Raw genomic sequence first — 18,321 nt, 5'->3', positions numbered from 1 at the left:
CAAGGTTTTAATTTGATCTAACTGAGCAAACCCTTAGAAAACCTCCTGACTTTTATTTTGCTATTCGCCACGCTAATATCATCGCGCATCTACAACAATAAGCCTCTCATTCCGTTGCTTGCCGGCATGATTTCTGCCATCGCAACCAGCGCTTCCCTGTTTTATTTGGCTATGTTCGCGTTAGCAGTTGAAACGGTTATCTTTTCTACTAAATAGACCATTTAGGAAATAGTCAATGACTGCTTTCCAATTCTCTGGGCGTGGAAGAGGGTACGATTGCTCGCCTGACAGGACGCCGCAAAGCCTATTACTTGTAGCAGTTATTTTGTGCATATTCCTTAGGTTCATGGCTTTCTTTTTTAATCTTGCTTCTCTAATGGTTTTACCGACAGTTGTACAATGTATACCCGTCGTAGATCAAAATTCGGTGCCTGGGTGTCCGCTAAAGGACGCCGTGAATACGTCCATGTAGGCTCTATGCCAGCTCCATGCTGGCAAAGCCTTTATCGGACAACCAGGCACCTCCTCTGGCAATGCCGGAATTTGAAGTGCGAAAGGTATAATTCAAAATAATACCCTATTTCTCGATAGCTACATTTTCCTCTGAAATAGGCCGGCAACATCGTTTCGTCCAGGCTAGCAGAAGATTTAAACTGATAGTTCGGACAGTCCTACAACACCCATCCGGCACTGCAAGAAATTATTAGCTTCTCTTGTCACACAAGACCTTAAGCCGATCTTTCTTCGCCCCTCCCTTTTTTCTGGTAGACGATTAATTCGGCGTGGACTAAGCTTTAAAATACGGAATCATGAAATAGACGAACAAGGAAGCATGCATCATAAACCGCAAACACTGTAAACAGGAGAGGAAATTTTTTATGCGAGATCATCATGACTTGAATGGTAGAGTCCAACGTAAACTATTATTCGTTCTCATACTCATCTTTTTGTCATCGACTCGCGTTATTGCCTCCGACGATTGAATTTACACGGTTAGTGCGGGTGAAAACTTGTGGGTATTGGCCGATCGCTACCTTAAAAACGTGTCTTTTACCGAACGCCTCAAAACCTACAATCAAATAGTAGATCCATATAAGATTCCACCGGGCACCAAAATTAAAGTTCCCGTCAAGTGGCTTAAAACGTCTCCTTTTTTTGTAAGGGTTTTCGACATGCATGGCCAAGCATGGGTTATAGAGGCAGATGGAGGTCGGCGTTTTCCATTAAGTGCCGGTAGCTTGCTGGTAGAAGGGGATAAAATTGAAACCCTGGACGACAGCAATGTTAGATTGCAATTTATCGACGGCTCGTTTTTGTTACTACAGGAAAAAAGTCATTTGCATTTGGACCGAATCGGCATATTCGGCGATTCCGGAATGGTCGATAACCGGTTGATGCTCGAGAAAGGAAGGTTGGAAACTCAAGTCGAGCCGAGTACCGGACCAGCTAATCGCTTCGAGATTAAAACGCCTTCCGCTACTACTTCCGTTAGAGGCACGGACTACCGTGTCAATCAAGACGAGGAAAACGCTGTCAGCCGTGCTGAAGTGCTGGGCGGAAAGATCGAAGTGACCGGCTCGGGCGTCTCGCGATTCGTAAAGGCGAATCAAGGTTTGTTGATTCGCGGCTCCGAACCTCCTGCGCTTCCTGTCGATTTATTGCCTGCTCCTAATGTCGACGCGTTGCCTCGAGTATTGGAACAAGTTCCGATTCAACTTGGGATTCCTGAAGTTGCCGGTAGTTCGGGATATCGGGTACAAATCAGTCTAAGGGAAGATTTTCGTAGTTTGATGCTCGATAATACTTTTGCCGGGAATCTGTTTAAAGGCCCTGATTTACCCGACGGGAATTATTTTTTTCGAATTCGTGCCATTGACGCCAGCGGTCTTGAAGGATTGAACGCGGCTACTCGAATCGAGCTTAATGCGAGACCGGAACCGCCGTTGTTGTTAGAGCCGAAACCGGCAAGCGGCGTGACCGAAGAACGCGCTGTTTTTGTGTGGTCTAAACCCGTCGATATCGAGCAATTTTATTTTCAGCTTGCGAAAGATTCGAAGTTCCGGGAGATAGTTACCGATAATTCAGAAGTTGACGAAAGTCAATTCGTATCGCCTGACGAATTACCTTTGGGCGATTACTACTGGCGAGTGGCTGCAGTTGATGAAAATGAGGGGTTGGGCCCTTTCAGCGATGCTCAACATTTTCGCCGAGTCGTTCCGGCTCCGGCACTCGAAGAGCCTGAGATATCCGACGAGCATTTACAAATCCGGTGGCGTGCCGGGTTACCCGGTCAACGGTATCAATTCCAATTGGCCGATGAGCCTTCGTTTTCGGCACCGCTTGTCGACAAAACAGTCGATGAACCGAATATCGAACTCGATAAACCGGATAGTGGCACGTATTACATGCGGATTCGTACGATCGATGCAGACGGATTCGAAAATCCTTTCGGAACCACGCAAACTTTGGAAGTGCCGAGGAGTTGGTATTGGTGGCTGTTGCTATTGTTGCTTTTCGCTTTGTTCGCCATTTGATAGTAGTTAATGACGAAATTTCCCATTTCCCATTCGAGCTTGATTCTTGCGGTCTTTGTAACAATGGGTTTGACTTATTCGGATTACCTTCGAAATTGGGATATTTTTATTTACGACTGGGCCGTGCGACTGACTAAACATACCGTCCATCCCGACATAGTACTAGTAGAGATCGACGAAAAAAGTATTAGGCAATTGGGCCGCTGGCCCTGGTCCCGTCGTCTACATGCTCGGCTTTTGGACAGGTTGACATCGGTAAAAGTTAATGCGGTTGGAATGGACATATTATTCGCCGAGGCGGAACAAGGAGACTCGCAAGGGGACCGTCTTTTGGCGCGAGCCATCGCTAGAAACGGCCGTGTCGTTTTACCGTTAGCCCCCGAACTTCAACCAAATACTACGCAACAAAAATTCATCCCGCCGCTTTTAGAGTTTGCTCAAGCTGCTGCTTCGGTAGGCCATACCGAGATTCGGCTTGATGAAGACAATGTAGTCAGAAGCGTCTTTCTTTGGCAGATGGAAGACGGCTATCCCTGGCCTTATTTTGCTCAAGCCGTTTGGCAAACGGGAAATAAATCGATAAATTTTCCCCATGCGGCCGGCCATGATGTCGAGCATTGGCAACGATCGGAACCCGTTGCGATTCCTTTTATCAATTCATTAAGTAAGCTGCAAAGAATATCCTATGTAGATGCCTTGTCCGACGACCGTTTTTTAAACCGTCTCGAAGGGCGCTGGGTGCTGATCGGCATGACGGCGTCCGGTCTCGGACAGCGGTTTCCCACCCCGGTTACTGTCAACACGAACCCCATGAGCGGTCTGGAGCTGCACGGACAAGTCCTCAATGCACTCTTAAATAATTTATCGATCAATAAGTTAAATCATCCATCGCAGTTATTGTTGTCGTGTTTACTGGTAGTGCTTGCAAGCCGGACTCAATCGATTCAAATGCCTTGGATCGGCTTATTAGGTTCGGTGGCGGTGTTGATATGTACCGTCGTTTCCGCTTATATTTTGATGAATCGGGTTTCGATTTGGTTTTCTCCAGCCTCCTCATTAGCTGGGCAGCTGTTCCTCCATGCCCTATGGACTGCGCGGCGTTTAGAATTCGCAGACCTCTATTTGGCAAGGGAAAAAAAGAATACCGCTACTATCCTTAAATCGGTAGGTGATGGTGTTGTAGCGACGGATGCCGACGGTTACATTAGATTTATGAATCCGGTAGCCGAGCGCTTGACCGGCTATTCTTTCGAAGAAGTAAGGGGGAAAACGCTAAACGAAGTCGTCAATTTGGTTGACGGATATGAAACATCGGCCAGATTTTACGATCTGCACGGGAACTGCAACGCCGATATTTCGTCCGGCATCGAACAAAAGCCCTTATTCTTGATAAACCGGCATGGAGCGCAGATCGCCGTCAGAATAACAATGAATATCATGCTAAACGATCGGGGAGTCCGAGAAGGTTACGTTTTGGCTATTAGCGATATCAGCGAAACGTTGCAAATCAGCCGCCAAATGACACACTTAGCTACACACGACACCCTGACCGGTTTGCCGAATCGCGTGTTGTTTAGCGATCGCCTCAACAAAGTATTGGCTCAAGCACGACGCGACCGGAGCGGTGCGGCTATATTTTTCATGGACCTGGATCATTTTAAAAAAATAAACGATAGTTTAGGGCACGATGCGGGCGATGAATTACTAAAGCATATTGCTCTACGTTTACAAAGCTGCATTCGATCGGTCGATAGTGCCGCAAGATGGGGCGGGGACGAATTTGTAGTAATTTTAGCCAATGTTCACCATTCTCAAAGCGCTGCGGAAGTTGCCGAAAAGATCAGACTGGCTTGTTCAGAACCATTCGTTATTCAAGATAAGTTACTTTATATAAGTTTCAGTATTGGAATCAGCCTTTTTCCGCAAGACGCCGAACAAGAAGAAAATCTAATGAGATATGCGGATACGGCAATGTATCGGGTAAAAGCGCTTGGCCGCAACCGGTATGGCTTTTATAGTCCGGAAATCGAAAAATGGACGGCCGAGAGATTGGCTCTTGAAGCGGATCTTCATCAAGCTATAGCAAAGCAAGAATTTGAGGTGTTTTATCAGCCGCAATGGGATCTTTGGGGAAAGCGTTTAGTAGGGTTGGAAGCTTTATTGCGCTGGCGCCATGAAGAAAAAGGATTTATTTCCCCCGACCAATTTATCGGGCTGGCGGAGGAAACCGGTTTAATCATCCCGATTGGCGAATGGGTTATTGCTGACGTGTGCCGGCAAGTGAGGGCTTGGTCGGATGACGGTTTCACCGGATTTACCGTTTCGGTTAATCTTTCGCCAAGGCAGTTTCTACAGACGAATATTGCCGAAAGCATCACGCAATTGTTGATCGAGCATAAAATCCCCGAAGGCGTCATTAAGCTGGAAATTACCGAGAGTGTGTTAACCGACGATATCGACACGGTTATCGATATATTAACTAGAATCAGATCTCAAGGCGTTTCCATTGCCATCGATGATTTCGGAACCGGTTATTCGTCTCTCAACTTATTGAGGAACTTACCCATCGATCAACTCAAAGTAGACAAGTGTTTCGTAAAAAACGTCGCAACCGACTCGGGCGATGCGGCGATTGCCAAAGCAATAATTACACTGGCGAACAACTTGGAATTGAGCGTTGTCATCGAAGGTGTAGAAACGGCAACGCAATTGGCATTTTTTCAAAATTTTGCATGCGACGGAATTCAAGGATATTACTTCAATAAACCATTAACGGTCGATGAAGTTAACTCATTGTTGGCCGATCTCGAAAATGGCGAACAAAAATAATATACCCATATATGGACTCCTCGTTTATTGCAAACTCCGTTTCTGTTCAACGCCACTCAAGAGGCGACCGCCAAAAATACCGCATTGGCTTTAAAGGCCGCAATGACGTCGTTTCCTTCGACAAGCCCCAACTCCTCGACGCTGTCGTTGGTCACCGACGCATAAACCGAATTGCCGCCGGGCAATTCTACTACCACTTCGGTATTCACCGAGCCTTTTTGCAGGCGCGACACCGATCCTGAAAGCTGATTACGAGCACTCAGCCGGTACGGCCCTAGATCGCTCACGATCAACACTTGCGGCGCCTTGATCAACGCCACGACCTCGACGCCTACCGCGACACCCAGTTTCTTCATCGACTCCTGGGTTATCGCTGCAACCAAGGTATCCCCGCCTTTCAATGCAATGACGATTTCGACATTGATACCGCCTTCACGTATTTCGCTGACGGTTCCGAAAAATTGATTACGTGCACTGGCTTTCATAAAGGTTCTCCTGATTAAGTAATTAAACTCGGAATTGTTGATCAACTCCTGATTGATGCGATCCAAAAATTGATCGTGCTCTTTACGCAGTTTGGCCAACAGTTTCAGGAGGCTTTTTCCGGCGTCGGTCAAAACACTGCCGCCGCCGTGTTTTCCGCCGATTGCGGTCGTCACCAGCAGCCGCGGCGAAAGATTGTTGGCGCGTTCCAAAATTTCCCATGCGCCCTTGTAACTCAGACCGACCTGTTTCGCGGCACGATTGAGCGAACCGGTCGATTCGATCGCGCTCAGTAAATTACACAACTTCCAAGTAAATGCGCCGGCAATGCGTAGCTCGCCTTCGACAAGCCGTTCGAACGGCCTTTCTTTAGCGATAGCGGTGGAAGGTTTTTCGGTTTCTGTCATGGTCGACATCCCTTAATTTTGCAGTAAACGATTCTAATTTTAATTGGAAACGTCATAACGATTCCAAAAATCGAACGACATGCCAACGCTCATCCGATGACAAGCGTTCGAAATGGCGCCTGGCAAGGCGTGCCTCGCCGCCATGCCAAAGCACGGCTTCCATTAGATTTCTAGCGCGACCGTCATGTAGAAAGAAACTGTGCCCGTTGATGCGCTCGACCAAGCCGATACCCCACAAAGGCGGCGTGCGCCAATCTCGCCCCCCGGCCTCGAAATCGGGACGGCACAGGCAACGCGATATGGCCGCTATAACGCGCATCGGCCAGATCCTGCCAGGCCCTCGGTTGCGGTAGAGCGTGTTTTTGCAAATAATCGGGATTCAGCACGAAACCGTAGCCGGTTATTTCGCTTGCTCGGTAAAAGCCGTCCGGATCGGCCAGCAGCATCGCACCCAAATTGTCCGGTAGGCCGCTATAATCTATGTTGAGCTTTTGCCAAATGCCTTCCCGTTTCAACTGTAAATAATTGTGCAGGGAAGCCGACCAGTGAACATCGACTCCGCTTTGCTCGGGTTGCCGTAGATAAGGCAGCGCATCGTGCGGCATGCGCCAAATGATCTTGACGTCGATGTCGGGATGCACGCGCTCGAACACGGTTTCAAATTGGGCGACGGCTTCTTCATGATAAGCCGTCAGCACCGTCAACGTTTGTTTGGCCGTCACATCGTAAGCGGTCAAGCACGCCATCATAAAAACTACGAATCGAAATCTCATCATTTATTTCCTCAGCTTCAATAGCGCAAATTCAGGTTCGCGAAATAGTTACGCCCTTGCTCGGGAAAACCCTCCTGATAGGCATAGTTTTCGTCGGTGACGTTGTTGACGCCGAATTCGGCGCTAAAATTTTCATGAACCGGAAAGGTCGCTTTCAGATTGGCCATGACAAATTCATCAGCAATTCTCACGCCCAGCGTATCGCTAAACCGGTCGGAATTGTATTCGGCGCTCGCCAAAAGACGCAGATACTGGAAGGGTTGATATTCCAATGATGCGAACATTTTGTGTTTGACCGTGTCGAGCGGCTTGATAGCCGGGTTAGTAATATTGTTGCGGTCGAGCCAGGTGTAATTGGCATGCAAGCGCCACGCGTCGTTGATATCGACGGTGGTGTACAGTTCGATGCCGAGATTTTCCTGTTCGCCGATGTTTTGCTGTTGAAAACAGCGCGGATTGAGCCCTTGCGCGGTACAAAAGTTTTTGTCCAGCGTGACTTCCTCGATCGCGCTGTCGATTTGATTGAAAAATAGCGCGGCACCGTAATCGAGCATGCCGAATGCCTTGCCGTCAACGCCGAACTCGTAATTCAACGCTTTTTCGGCCTTCAGGTCGGGACTCGGCAAAGCATTGCCCAGACGAAACGAATAGCGGTCCTTGATCGTCGGAAACCGGGTTTTGTGCGCCAGACTAGCATGCAGCACTAAATCCTCGAACAGCTCGTAATAAGCCACACCTTGAGCGTTATAAGCATCCTGATTGCTCAACGGAAACAACTGCATCTGGGTACCGGTCCAGTTCTGCGCCTGCAAACGGTGTTGCCGGTCGTAACTCGCGCCGAACACGAACCGCCAGGCATCGGTAGGCGTATAGACGTCTTCTATCGCATACGAAAAATATTCGTCGGCCGAGCGTTCTTTCGGCGTTTTGGGCCGGGTGTTGACATGGGTTTGGGTATCGAGGTTGTCGACTTCGCGGTGTACGTCCTGTTTGTAGTTGAAACCCAACTTGATCTCGTGATGATCGAACCAGGTATTGATATATTCGATGCCGCCGCCGAAGGTATAGTCGTTGTACTGGCTGTCGAAGGCATAGGGCCGGCTGATTCGGCTGTAAGTCTCATCGTCGAACGACATCAGACTGTTTTTGAAGGTATCGTGGTAAGCGCGCAGCTTAACCGTATGAACATCGGCGAATTGCGTACGCGATACGAAAAAGATACTTTCCTTGTCCCAATAAGGCCAGCGCCAAAATCGCGTTCGCACGTCAGGATCGGTACCGGCGTAAGGCGGTGTATCCTTTCGGCCTTTTTGCGTGTTGAAGCCGACCGCGTATTCGTCGGTTTCATTCGGCGTCAACGCGACTTTGATGCTGCCCTTGTAGTCGGTGTTGCCGGAGTTTTCGCGGATACCGCCGTCCTCGAAAGCCATCGGATTGAAATCGTCGGACAAACGCCAAGATTGACGGTCCAGAAACGAAAATCCCCCTAGGATATAGCCCCAACCGAGATTGGAACCGACGTTCAACGACGTTTGATAATAATTATCGTCAAATTGCGAATCCATGCCCATGCCGAGCGTTAAATTAGCTTCCAGCTCTTTGGACGGTCGTCGGCTGATCAGATTGATACTGCCACCCAAGGTATTCGGTCCGTACATCACAGACGCATTGCCCTTGCTGACATCGATCTGGCCGATATCGAAGGTCGTGAAGCGGCTGATTGACTGACAAAACTCTTAACTCCTTAATTGCATAGTAAAAAGAAAAATGCGGCAGGGCAAATCATCCATCCAGCGGGATCGATCGGGTTGCCGTTTACTCGCCCGAGCGGGCTCGGGGTCGTGCAAAGCGTGCAGAACTAGACTGTCAATAATGGCATCACCGCGAGCGCAAGCACGCCGTATCCAATCCCAGCCGATACGGGCATAGCTATAACCGCGAAACCAATGCGGATCGACACGCCGCCGCTTGCCTGAGGCAACGACCGCACCCCCTTGGCAAACCAACACCAAGGTGGCGACCGCCATGATGAAACAGAGCCTTTGAAGCGCCTCGGTTTCGCGCAATTGCGAAGACTCCCACTGAAAACCGTTGGATTTGTGATCCAAAAAGCCCTCTTCGATGTTGAAGCGCCGCCCATATTCATAGAGCGTATCGCCATTGGTGGGTTGGTCGCTGACGATGATCCATGGTTCTTTCGCCCCTTTTTCCCAGCCGACCGCCAAGTGCGCAGGGATATGCGCACCGGTCACCCCGACATGGTGGTAATAACAAACTTCCCCGGCTAGCAAACGTAAGGCCAACTTGCGGTAGCCGCTGCCCGTTTTTTGGTAAAACCCGACGGAACGCTTGCAGCGAATACGCGCGTGCCAGCCGGCCGTCTTGCGAATCCAATTCAGCAATTCGCCATGTAAAAAGCCACGATCCGCCAGCAAAATGATCTCTCGTTCCGGAAACAGTCGCGCCGCAAACCCCAATACGCCTCGGTAGTCTTTGAACGCCACGCTCGCACTGGGATGTTTCATCACTTTCCAAACTAATGGAATCGACCTCCCACGATAAACCAGCGCCAACTGGATCACGCAGAACGTGTCCCAGAGCATCGAAGTATCTAAAGCGACCAGCAACGGCTCTTCCGTTACGTCCTTCAGAGCCTCCCGCAATAACGCCGCATACAACCGCAACACATCGATACGCCCATTCGTCAGCCAACGCTTGAAGCGTCTCTCGACGCTTTGCGCCAGCTCCGCACGACTCACGACATAAGGCGACCACTTACTTAGACTGATCCAACCACTGGATAATAAACCCAACACCATCCAAGCCACGGTATACAGGTGTCGTCTATCGCGCCATGGCGCATGGTGCAATAATTTCAAGATGCTATCGTATAAAGGCGTGCTCTGTTGCATGTTTCGCTTCCTTGCTAGAACCGGTCAAATATCGATATTATCTCCTAATCTTTTCGACTTTTGAGTTTTGTCAGTCAATCAGCGTGAAGCGGTTCAAATCGACGTTGCCGTCGTAAGGGACGTACACCGGAATGCCGTCCATGAACAACGGCACTTGGCGCAAATTGAAGCCCCGGATAAATATCAAACGTTCGTTACGTTGCCCCAAATTCTGTATCGACACGCCCGGCAACAAGTTCAACGCCGAAGCCACGTCGTTGCGGTTGTAACGGGCGATGTCTTCGGCAGTGATGGTTTCCTTACCGCTGAATTTTTCCTGCCCGGCCTCGGCCGTTATTTCCACCACACCCAAATTGAATATATCGGGATTTGCTGTCGTCGCTAGAGGCCAAGCCACTATAGACATCCCTAAGATTAACTTTCGCATAAGCCCACCCATCAAAATAATTATGTTTAACTATTGCCAACCACCGATCCGGCAAATGTCTTGTTCATGACAAGCGCCAAAGTTTTGTAGCAATCATTACAAACCCAAGGAATCGACTTCCCAATATTCTTTATGTATAAGACTACATAACGTTAATCAGCATGCTCCATACCAATTGAAGATACACATCGCTCGTATCAACGCACATCCAGCACCCGGTTATTGTCGACCGTTACCCACAGCACAAGCCAATCGATTATTCGAATCGATCAATCGAAACGGCTTATCAAGCCATCGAATTGTTTTTGTAATTCAAGCGTTTTAGCGATTTTCCATGCCGCTGCTCGCATTTGTGAAGGTTGTTTTTGATAGGGTGCGATCAAGCCGATTTGACGATAAGAAGGCGGATGCAGCGGCATCGCAATCAGCTCTTGCCCTGTTCCGATCGTACTTAACAGGCTATGCGGCAGGATCGTAAACAATCCTGCACCAACCACATGGGCGTACAAAGTCAGCACCGAGTCGGTCTCGACGACTACGTTCGGCGATGCTCCGGCGTCGCGGAATACGGCATCGAGTAATTGCCGGTTGTGCATGTTAGGCGTGAGCAGGCACAACGGAAGTTTGGCAACATCGAGCCAAGTCATCGATGACAGCCTAGCGCCCTCCCAGGACCGGCGCGCCAGCAAGACATAATTTTCCCGATACAACGGCAAAATATGCAAACCTTGCAGGCGCGGGTCTCCAAGGTAGGTGAAACCCAAATCGAGCTCGAAAGCATCGAGTTTACGAAAGATGATCTCTGCGGACAGCGAGAACAACTTAAAATGCATGCGGGGATATTCTTTTCGATAAGCTTGGGTGAAAAATGTAGAAGCCGTCAAGGCCGTCGGAATGACGCCGATCCGCAATGTACCGGCCAACTGCCCTGCGGAAGCGGCCGCTTCTTGCTTTAAACTTTCCTAATCGGCCGCCAAGCGTTGCGCGCGAAGCAAGACTCTCTCACCCTCCGGCGTCAATCCCATGAAGCGCTGGCCGCGCCGAACCAGCGTCACGCCCAATTCCTCTTCAAAATGCTTAATCGCCGAGCTGAATGCCGGCTGGGAAATATGACAAGCTTCCGCCGCGCGACCGAAATGCCCGATCCTGGCAAGCGCAATCAAGTAGTTAAGTTTTTTCATGCCCGCATTTCTTCGTGTGGTTTTAAATGGATCATTTTGTGCCTTTCATTATATACTTAACAATATAACGATAGGAGCAAACACACGATTCGTTAAATGCGACAATTTCAACCCGACCGTAAATATTAACGCGATGTTCAAAAAGCCATTTTCCAAATTAGCATCGGTAAATTCGACAGACACTGCCATATCCGGTATTACGCTGGCGGTCGCCGGAATGCTTTCGACTCCGTTTGCACTGGCCAATGCCACGACTAAGAGACCGGCCACACCGCCGTTTGCTTGCTTTTCGAGTCAAATGAACGACCGTTTGGCGGATCAGCCGCGTTATGAAAAACCGCTCTGGAACTTACATGACGCGTTAACACTGCCCGACTGGCTTTCGATCTCGCTCGAACAACGCACTCGCTATGAAATCCTCGATGGGCAATTTAGAGCCCATGCGCAAGGAGGCGATCAACAGATTCCGCTGGAAACATGCCTGAGCCTGGAGGCGAGCTTCGATGCGATTCGTTTCGGCGTCGAATTTCTCGATTCGCGGCAATTCGGCAGCGATTCGGGATCGCCGATCAACAATACCCATGCCAACGAAGCCGATTTTCTACAGGCTTACCTGGCCTTCGCACAACGGAATTTTCTCGACAGCGGCATCGGAACCGAAGTGATTCTCGGCCGGCAGACGCTCAATTTCGGCAGCCGCCGTCTGGTCGCGCGCAATGTCTTCCGCAACACGATCAATGCCTTCACCGGTGCGCGACTGCGTTTCCAGGACAACGGCAAATGGCAATTCAACGGTTTCGTAACGATGCCGGTCGGCCGCTATCCGAACGACCGGCAGGAAATGCTGGACGGCAAGCATGAGTGGGATAAGGAATTGTACAAGACCTGGTTTTCAGGCGGCTTTCTGGAGATTTACGACATAGGCTGGAAAACCAATGCCGAACTCTATCTGTATCATCTGAGCGAAGGCGATCAAAACGATAATGCGACGCGCAACCGGCGTTTGTTCACGCCGGGCATGCGCTGGTACCGCAAGGCAGCCAAAGGCGAATTCGATTTTCAACTCGAAACCGCCGGACAATTCGGCACGATGCGCGCGACGAACGAATCCGGCGACGGACGCGATTTGGATCATACGGCCTGGTTTCAGCACGTTTCGGTCGGCTATACCGTTGACATGCCGTGGTCGCCGCATCTCGCCTTGCACTACGATTACGCGAGCGGCGACAGCGATCCGAACGACGACAAAAGCGAGCGTTTCGATACCTTGTTCGGGGCGAGGCGATTCGAATACAGCCCGACCGGCATCTACGGCGTCGTCGCGCGCGGCAATCTTAATTCGCCCGGCTACCGGGTGAATATATCGCCGCGCGACGATCTGCAGGCTTTTTTCAGTCATCGTTTTTTCTGGCTCGCCGAAAGCCGCGACTCCTGGACGGCGGCAGGCTTGCGCGATGCGAGCGGCGCATCGGGCGACTATCTGGGCCACCAGATCGAGCTGTCGACACGCTGGAACGTCAATAGCAGCCTGAACTTCGAAACCGGCTGGACGCATCTGTTCAAAGGCGGTTTCGCGCGCGACGCGCCGAATGCGCCCGACGGCCAGGACGTCGATTATTTCTATGTACAAAGCCTGTTTCGCTTCTGATTGCCGATCCATCACCGCCGGAGAAAAACTGATGAAATCGATTCAAACGTTACTACTGATCGTCTGTTGTTTGGCGGCTACGCTCGCTCATGCAGAAAAAATCGTGATTGCGGCGGCGGCCGACCTCAAGTTCGCGCTCGATGAAATCGCCGCCGAATTCCGGAAAGCGCATCCCGACGACACGATCGAAATCGTTTACGGCTCGTCGGGGAAGTTTTTTACGCAGATTCAGCAGGACGCTCCTTACGATCTGTATTTCTCGGCTGACATCGCGTTTCCGGAAAAACTGGCGACAGCCGGTTTCGCGGCATCCGAAGTCAAGCCTTATGCCGTGGGTCGCATCGTGTTATGGAGCGCGCAGATGGATGCCTCCAAACTGACGCTGAAAAACCTGACCGATTCATCGATTACCCGCATTGCCATCGCCAATCCGAAACACGCCCCTTACGGCAAACGGGCCGAGGAAGCGCTCCGCACTACGGGAATTTGGGCGGCCGTGGAACCGAAATTGGTGTACGGAGAAAATATCGCGCATACCGCGCAATTCGTGCAAACCGGCAACGCCCGAATCGGCATCATCGCATTATCTCTGGCGTTGAATCCCGAACTGGCGGGGCAAGGCGGCCATTATTTGATCCCCGACACGCTGCACGAACCGCTCGCACAAGGCTATATCATCACCAAACGGGCAGCGGACAATATCCTGGCCGAACGCTTCGCCGCCTATGTCGACTCCAAGCCGGCGCGCGAGGTGATGACCCGCTACGGATTCACGTTACCGGCGAAAGACAAATGATATTGAGCACCGGCGACCTCCAAGCAGTCATCCTGACTCTCGAACTGGCGCTGGTCGTGACCGCGATTCTGTTCGTCGCCGGTACGCCTATCGCCTGGTGGCTCGCAAGAACGAAATCGCGCTGGAAAGGCCCGATCGGCGCCGTCGTTGCTCTACCGTTGGTGTTGCCGCCTTCGGTGCTGGGTTTTTATTTGTTGCTGGCGATGGGGCCGAACGGCCCGGTCGGCCGATTGACAAAAGGGCTGGGAGTCGATCCGTTGCCTTTCACGTTCGAAGGCTTGGTATTGGCCTCGGTATTCTATTCGCTGCCGTTCATGGTGCAACCGCTGCAAAATGCCTTCGAAGCCATCGGCGACAGACCGCTGGAGGCCGCGGCGACATTGCGCGCCTCGCCGTTGAACGCGTTTTTTACCGTCGCGCTGCCGCTAGCCTTGCCCGGTTTCCTGACCGCCGGCGTACTGACGTTCGCGCACACGGTCGGCGAATTCGGCGTCGTGCTGATGATAGGCGGCAACATTCCAGGCATCACCCGCGTCGCGTCGGTGCAGATTTACGATCACGTCGAAGCGTTGGAATACGGCGAAGCGCACAGTTTGGCCGCAGTCATGCTGATTTTCTCTTTCATGGTCCTGCTGACTGTCTACGCCTGGCGGCCCGGCGCGAAAAAGGCTTGAACGATGACGAAAGACCAAATCGAAGCCCGCTTTTTATTGAATTGGCCCGGCTTTTCGCTCGATATCGACCTGACATTGCCGGGACGCGGCGTCAGCGCGTTGTTCGGGCAGTCCGGTTCCGGCAAGACCACGCTGCTGCGCTGCATTGCAGGACTGGAACGCGCCGGACAGGGATTCTTGTCGTTCAAAGGCGAAATCTGGCAAAACGGCGAGAACTGGCTGCCGCCGCACAAACGACCGATCGGCTATGTCTTTCAGGAAGCGAGTTTGTTTACGCACCTGACCGTGCTGAATAATCTGCAATACGGCCGAAAAAGAATTCCAACTGCCCGGCAAACCGATCTCGATCCGATCATCGAACTGTTCGGTATCGGCCATTTGCTGGACCGGAAACCGGACCGTCTGTCCGGAGGCGAACGTCAGCGCGTCGGCATTGCCCGCGCGCTCGCGGTCAATCCGCGCCTGCTGTTGATGGACGAACCGCTCAGCGCCCTGGACTCGGCCCGTAAACAAGAGATTCTGCCTTATTTGGAAAAACTCCACGACAAACTGGACATCCCGATTCTTTATGTCAGCCATTCGCCGGACGAAGTCGCCCGGTTGGCCGATTATCTGGTTGCGATGAATAACGGCAAGGTCTTGTCTCACGGACCGCTCAAGGAAACACTGGCGAGAATCGATTTGCCGATACGTCTCGGCGAAGAGACCGGCGTCGTGCTCGACGCGTTCGTTGCGGAACGCGACTCAAACTGGCATTTGGCAAAATTGGATTTTCCCGGCGGCAGTCTGTGGACGCGGGACAAAGGTCTTGCGCTCGGCCGCCGTGTCCGCGTCAGAGTGCTGGCGAGAGATATCAGCCTAGCCCGCGACAATCAAGAGCATTCCAGTATTCAGAACGTACTGCCCGGCGAGGTGGAAGCCATCGCGGACGACGAACATCCGGGATTGGCCTTGGTCAGCGTCAAAGTCGGGCCGAGCGTTTTGGTTGCACGATTGACCAAGCGTTCGGCGCATTTACTTGAAATAGCACCCGGCCAAGCGATCTGGCTACAAATTAAATCAGTGGCATTAATGGAATAACATTTTGTCCACGAAATACGCGAGAATATTCAATTAGTTATACCTTCCAATTTGATCACCCAATGAGTAATTCAAGTGATTCTGCTGTTTCCCAAGCTCCAAGCTTGGGAAGCAGATACGTGAAGCTCTAGCTTCGCGATACAAGTGAAAAAGAAGCTAATGCTCTTTCGCTTTCAGCAATTACAGCGGAGAAAAGCCCAATCGGTCCAGTAGGTTTCGGGAAGCCAGAGCTTCCGGCTTTTACTTTCCAAGCTAGAGCTTGGGAAGTAGCGAATTTGATATGTTTCAAAGCACCCTCCCCTGGGTCCCGTTAGGCCGCGCCGAGCACTGGCGATTTTGCCGAGAGCAGCCCGCTAGGGGAGCGGCAGGGATGCCGCTCGTTTTCGGAGGGCTAGGGATAGCCCTTCCGAAAACCCTCGGCAAAATCGTCAGCGCGCAGGATGCAGCGGCCTCCGGGTGTCTTTTCTTTTGGTTACTTTTCTTTGGACAAGCAAAGACAAAATCGCCTGGAGCGATTTTGAACAGCTTTAGCTGGCCCGCAGGGCGAAACCCATGGATGGGTTTCGTAGCAGTATCGCGGCTGTCGGTCCGCGAACCGACGTCAAACTGGCGTCGCGATAGCGACACAATGCCTATTTCACTCAACCCCAAGCTCTTTGCCTAGAAATCAGAGAATAGAGAATCGATCAACCTACATGTCGGGTTACGGCTTACGCCTAACCCGACCTACTTCTTTTTCAACGCCTGTTTCGCTTGGTCCCACAACGCATCGAGCTCGGTCAATTTGCAGTCTCTCAAATCGCGCCCGGATTCTTGAACATGCCTTTCGATATATTGAAAACGCGCCGAAAACTTTTTGGTGCTTTCGCGAAGCGCGATCTCGGGATTGACTTTCAGGTGCCGGGCAAGATTGACCGCGACTAACAGCAGATCGCCGACTTCTTCTTGAATGTGCGCCTGATCGCCCGACTCCCACGCCTCCCTGACTTCTTCTAATTCTTCGGTAACTTTATCGAACACCGGCAAGACTTCGGGCCAGTCGAAACCATGACTTGCGGCGCGGTTTTGGATTTTTTCGCATTGCACCAAGGCAGGTAGATTCCCCGGGACGCCATCGAGCACGCTGTCCGGTAATTCAGCGGAGCGTTTCGATTGACGTTCTTCCAACTTAGCTTGCTCCCAAGCTTGCTTGCGCTCTTCATCGCTGTGATAGACAGTATCGCCAAAGACATGAGGATGCCGTCTGACCAACTTTTCGGCAATGCCGCCCGCGACTTGTTCGAAATCGAACAAGCCACGCTCCTCGGCGATGCGCGAGTGAAAAACGACTTGCAACAACAAGTCGCCGAGTTCGAGCCTGAGGTCATCGAGATCGCCACGCTCGATCGCATCGGCGACTTCATAAGCCTCTTCGATCGTGTACGGGATTAAGCTGTAGAAATCCTGCTCGATATCCCAGGCACAGCCGCCGTCCGGCGAGCGAAGCCGCGCCATAATGCCGAGCAATTTTTCGGTATTGCTTAGACTCAAAACGACGCCCCGAAGGTATCTCGGTAACGGTCCTTAAATGAATCGATGTCGAAGCTGTGATTTTGCGTGCCGTGATGCTCTATTTTTATCGAGCCCATCAACGAAGCGATCCTGCCGGTCGTCGGCCAACCCAAATCGTTCATCAATCCATATAAGAGTCCGGCGCGGTAAGCATCGCCGCAACCGGTCGGATCGACAACCGCGGCAGGCTTAACCGGTGGAATCTCGATACACTCGCCGCCGACGTATATTTTCGAACCGTTGCCGCCTAAAGTAACAATTAGTGCATCGACCTTATCTGCCATTTCATCCAACGACAAACCGGTGCGCTGCTGCATCATTTCGGATTCGTAGTCGTTTAGCGTGACCCAAGTCGCCTGTTCCAAAAACATCAATAGTTCATCGGCGTCGAACATCGGCATGCCTTGGCCCGGATCGAAGATGAACGGAATGCCCTGTTCGGCGAATTGCTCGGCATGCTGCAGCATGCCTTCCTTGCCGTCCGGAGAGACGATGCCGATGCTAATCGAACCGTTGGTCGGCACCGAATTCAAATGCGAGAAACTCATCGCCCCGGGATGGAACGCCGTGATTTGATTGTCTTCCTGGTCGGTCGTGATATAAGCCTGACCGGTGTAATTGTCGTCGAGAATACGAATGAATTCGCTGGACAAGCCGCATTGAGACAACCACTGCGAATACGGCTCGAAATCATGCCCTACCGTCGCCATGATCAAAGGATCTTCGCCAAGCAAGTTGAGGTTATAGGCGATATTACCGGCACAACCGCCGTATTCGCGGCGCATGACCGGCACCAAAAACGAAACATTAAGAATGTGGACTTTTTCCGGCAAGATATGATTCCTGAAATTATCATGAAAGACCATGATGGTATCGTAAGCCATCGAACCACAGATTAATGCACTCATTGTTTCTCCTAAAAAAAATAAGTAATTATTCAGCGCATGCGGTAGGTTGGTGTCAGGCATTGATTTCTAAGGACGCGTGAATACATCCCTGTAAGCTCTGACTGCAACGTCCTGTTGC

The 18,321-nt window shown here is 51.2% G+C and carries 16 protein-coding genes; 6 read left to right on the top strand and 10 right to left on the bottom strand.

Features of this window, described 5'->3' with window-relative positions:
* Positions 1-1,172 precede the first annotated feature (1,172 nt).
* Entirely contained in the window at positions 1,173-2,534 is a 1,362-nt protein-coding gene (locus WJM45_RS07830; protein WP_341328401.1) for a FecR domain-containing protein, read from the top strand.
* A 9-nt stretch (positions 2,535-2,543) separates the two neighbouring features.
* Entirely contained in the window at positions 2,544-5,363 is a 2,820-nt protein-coding gene (locus WJM45_RS07825; protein ID WP_341328400.1) for an EAL domain-containing protein, read from the top strand.
* Positions 5,364-5,419: 56 nt separating this feature from the next.
* On the opposite strand, the gene WJM45_RS07820 is transcribed toward WJM45_RS07825, so the two are convergent.
* The 8 genes from WJM45_RS07820 to WJM45_RS07785 form a co-directional block, all read right to left on the bottom strand.
* Entirely contained in the window at positions 5,420-6,253 is an 834-nt protein-coding gene (locus tag WJM45_RS07820; RefSeq protein ID WP_341328399.1) for a TOBE domain-containing protein, read from the bottom strand.
* Positions 6,254-6,305: 52 nt separating this feature from the next.
* The gene (locus tag WJM45_RS07815) at positions 6,306-6,476 is read right to left on the bottom strand and encodes a di-heme oxidoredictase family protein (protein ID WP_341328398.1); all 171 of its coding nucleotides are present in this window, start codon (positions 6,474-6,476) and stop codon (positions 6,306-6,308) included.
* Positions 6,436-7,029 (bottom strand): ABC transporter substrate-binding protein, encoded by a 594-nt coding sequence (locus WJM45_RS07810; protein WP_341328397.1) that lies wholly within the window; start codon positions 7,027-7,029, stop codon positions 6,436-6,438. The genes WJM45_RS07815 and WJM45_RS07810 overlap by 41 nt, the downstream gene beginning before the upstream one ends.
* Before the next feature lie 14 nt (positions 7,030-7,043).
* Positions 7,044-8,684: a TonB-dependent receptor gene (locus tag WJM45_RS07805; protein WP_341328396.1), complete on the bottom strand. Its 1,641-nt coding sequence runs from the start codon at positions 8,682-8,684 to the stop codon at positions 7,044-7,046.
* A 78-nt stretch (positions 8,685-8,762) separates the two neighbouring features.
* Positions 8,763-9,938 carry a transposase gene (locus tag WJM45_RS07800; protein ID WP_341325239.1) on the bottom strand — a complete coding sequence of 392 codons (1,176 nt, stop codon included), beginning with the start codon at positions 9,936-9,938 and terminating at the stop codon, positions 8,763-8,765.
* A gap of 70 nt (positions 9,939-10,008) precedes the next feature.
* Positions 10,009-10,335 carry a Plug domain-containing protein gene (locus WJM45_RS07795; RefSeq protein ID WP_341328395.1) on the bottom strand — a complete coding sequence of 109 codons (327 nt, stop codon included), beginning with the start codon at positions 10,333-10,335 and terminating at the stop codon, positions 10,009-10,011.
* Between the two features lie 299 nt (positions 10,336-10,634).
* A complete protein-coding gene (locus WJM45_RS07790) occupies positions 10,635-11,288 on the bottom strand; it encodes a LysR family transcriptional regulator substrate-binding protein (protein ID WP_341328394.1) in 654 nt (217 codons plus the stop codon).
* Between the two features lie 39 nt (positions 11,289-11,327).
* Positions 11,328-11,546 carry a LysR family transcriptional regulator gene (locus WJM45_RS07785; protein WP_341328393.1) on the bottom strand — a complete coding sequence of 73 codons (219 nt, stop codon included), beginning with the start codon at positions 11,544-11,546 and terminating at the stop codon, positions 11,328-11,330.
* A 133-nt stretch (positions 11,547-11,679) separates the two neighbouring features.
* Here WJM45_RS07785 and WJM45_RS07780 point away from each other — a divergent pair, with 133 nt between their 5' ends.
* The 4 genes from WJM45_RS07780 to modC are packed head-to-tail and all read left to right on the top strand — an operon-like array spanning position 11,680 to position 15,744.
* Positions 11,680-13,194 carry an alginate export family protein gene (locus WJM45_RS07780; protein ID WP_341328392.1) on the top strand — a complete coding sequence of 505 codons (1,515 nt, stop codon included), beginning with the start codon at positions 11,680-11,682 and terminating at the stop codon, positions 13,192-13,194.
* 31 nt (positions 13,195-13,225) lie between these two features.
* Positions 13,226-13,990 (top strand): molybdate ABC transporter substrate-binding protein, encoded by a 765-nt coding sequence (gene modA, locus WJM45_RS07775; protein ID WP_341328391.1) that lies wholly within the window; start codon positions 13,226-13,228, stop codon positions 13,988-13,990.
* Positions 13,987-14,664 carry a molybdate ABC transporter permease subunit gene (gene modB, locus WJM45_RS07770; protein ID WP_341328390.1) on the top strand — a complete coding sequence of 226 codons (678 nt, stop codon included), beginning with the start codon at positions 13,987-13,989 and terminating at the stop codon, positions 14,662-14,664. Before modA ends, modB begins: the two co-directional genes overlap by 4 nt.
* 3 nt (positions 14,665-14,667) lie before the next feature.
* A complete protein-coding gene (gene modC, locus WJM45_RS07765) occupies positions 14,668-15,744 on the top strand; it encodes a molybdenum ABC transporter ATP-binding protein (RefSeq protein ID WP_341328389.1) in 1,077 nt (358 codons plus the stop codon).
* Between the two features lie 726 nt (positions 15,745-16,470).
* Here the strand turns inward: modC and mazG are convergent.
* Together mazG and WJM45_RS07755 are read right to left on the bottom strand one after the other, a co-directional pair.
* Positions 16,471-17,274: a nucleoside triphosphate pyrophosphohydrolase gene (mazG, locus tag WJM45_RS07760; protein WP_341328388.1), complete on the bottom strand. Its 804-nt coding sequence runs from the start codon at positions 17,272-17,274 to the stop codon at positions 16,471-16,473.
* Complete coding sequence (locus tag WJM45_RS07755) at positions 17,271-18,203, bottom strand: carbohydrate kinase family protein (protein ID WP_341328387.1); 933 nt, start codon at positions 18,201-18,203, stop codon at positions 17,271-17,273. Before WJM45_RS07755 ends, mazG begins: the two co-directional genes overlap by 4 nt.
* Between the last annotated feature and the right edge of the window lie 118 nt (positions 18,204-18,321).

This window comes from Methylotuvimicrobium sp. KM2, assembly GCF_038051925.1.
GTDB lineage: Bacteria > Pseudomonadota > Gammaproteobacteria > Methylococcales > Methylomonadaceae > Methylotuvimicrobium.
The sequence above is the reverse complement of the archived record's forward strand: the minus strand, read 5'-3'. Positions and strand labels throughout refer to the sequence as shown.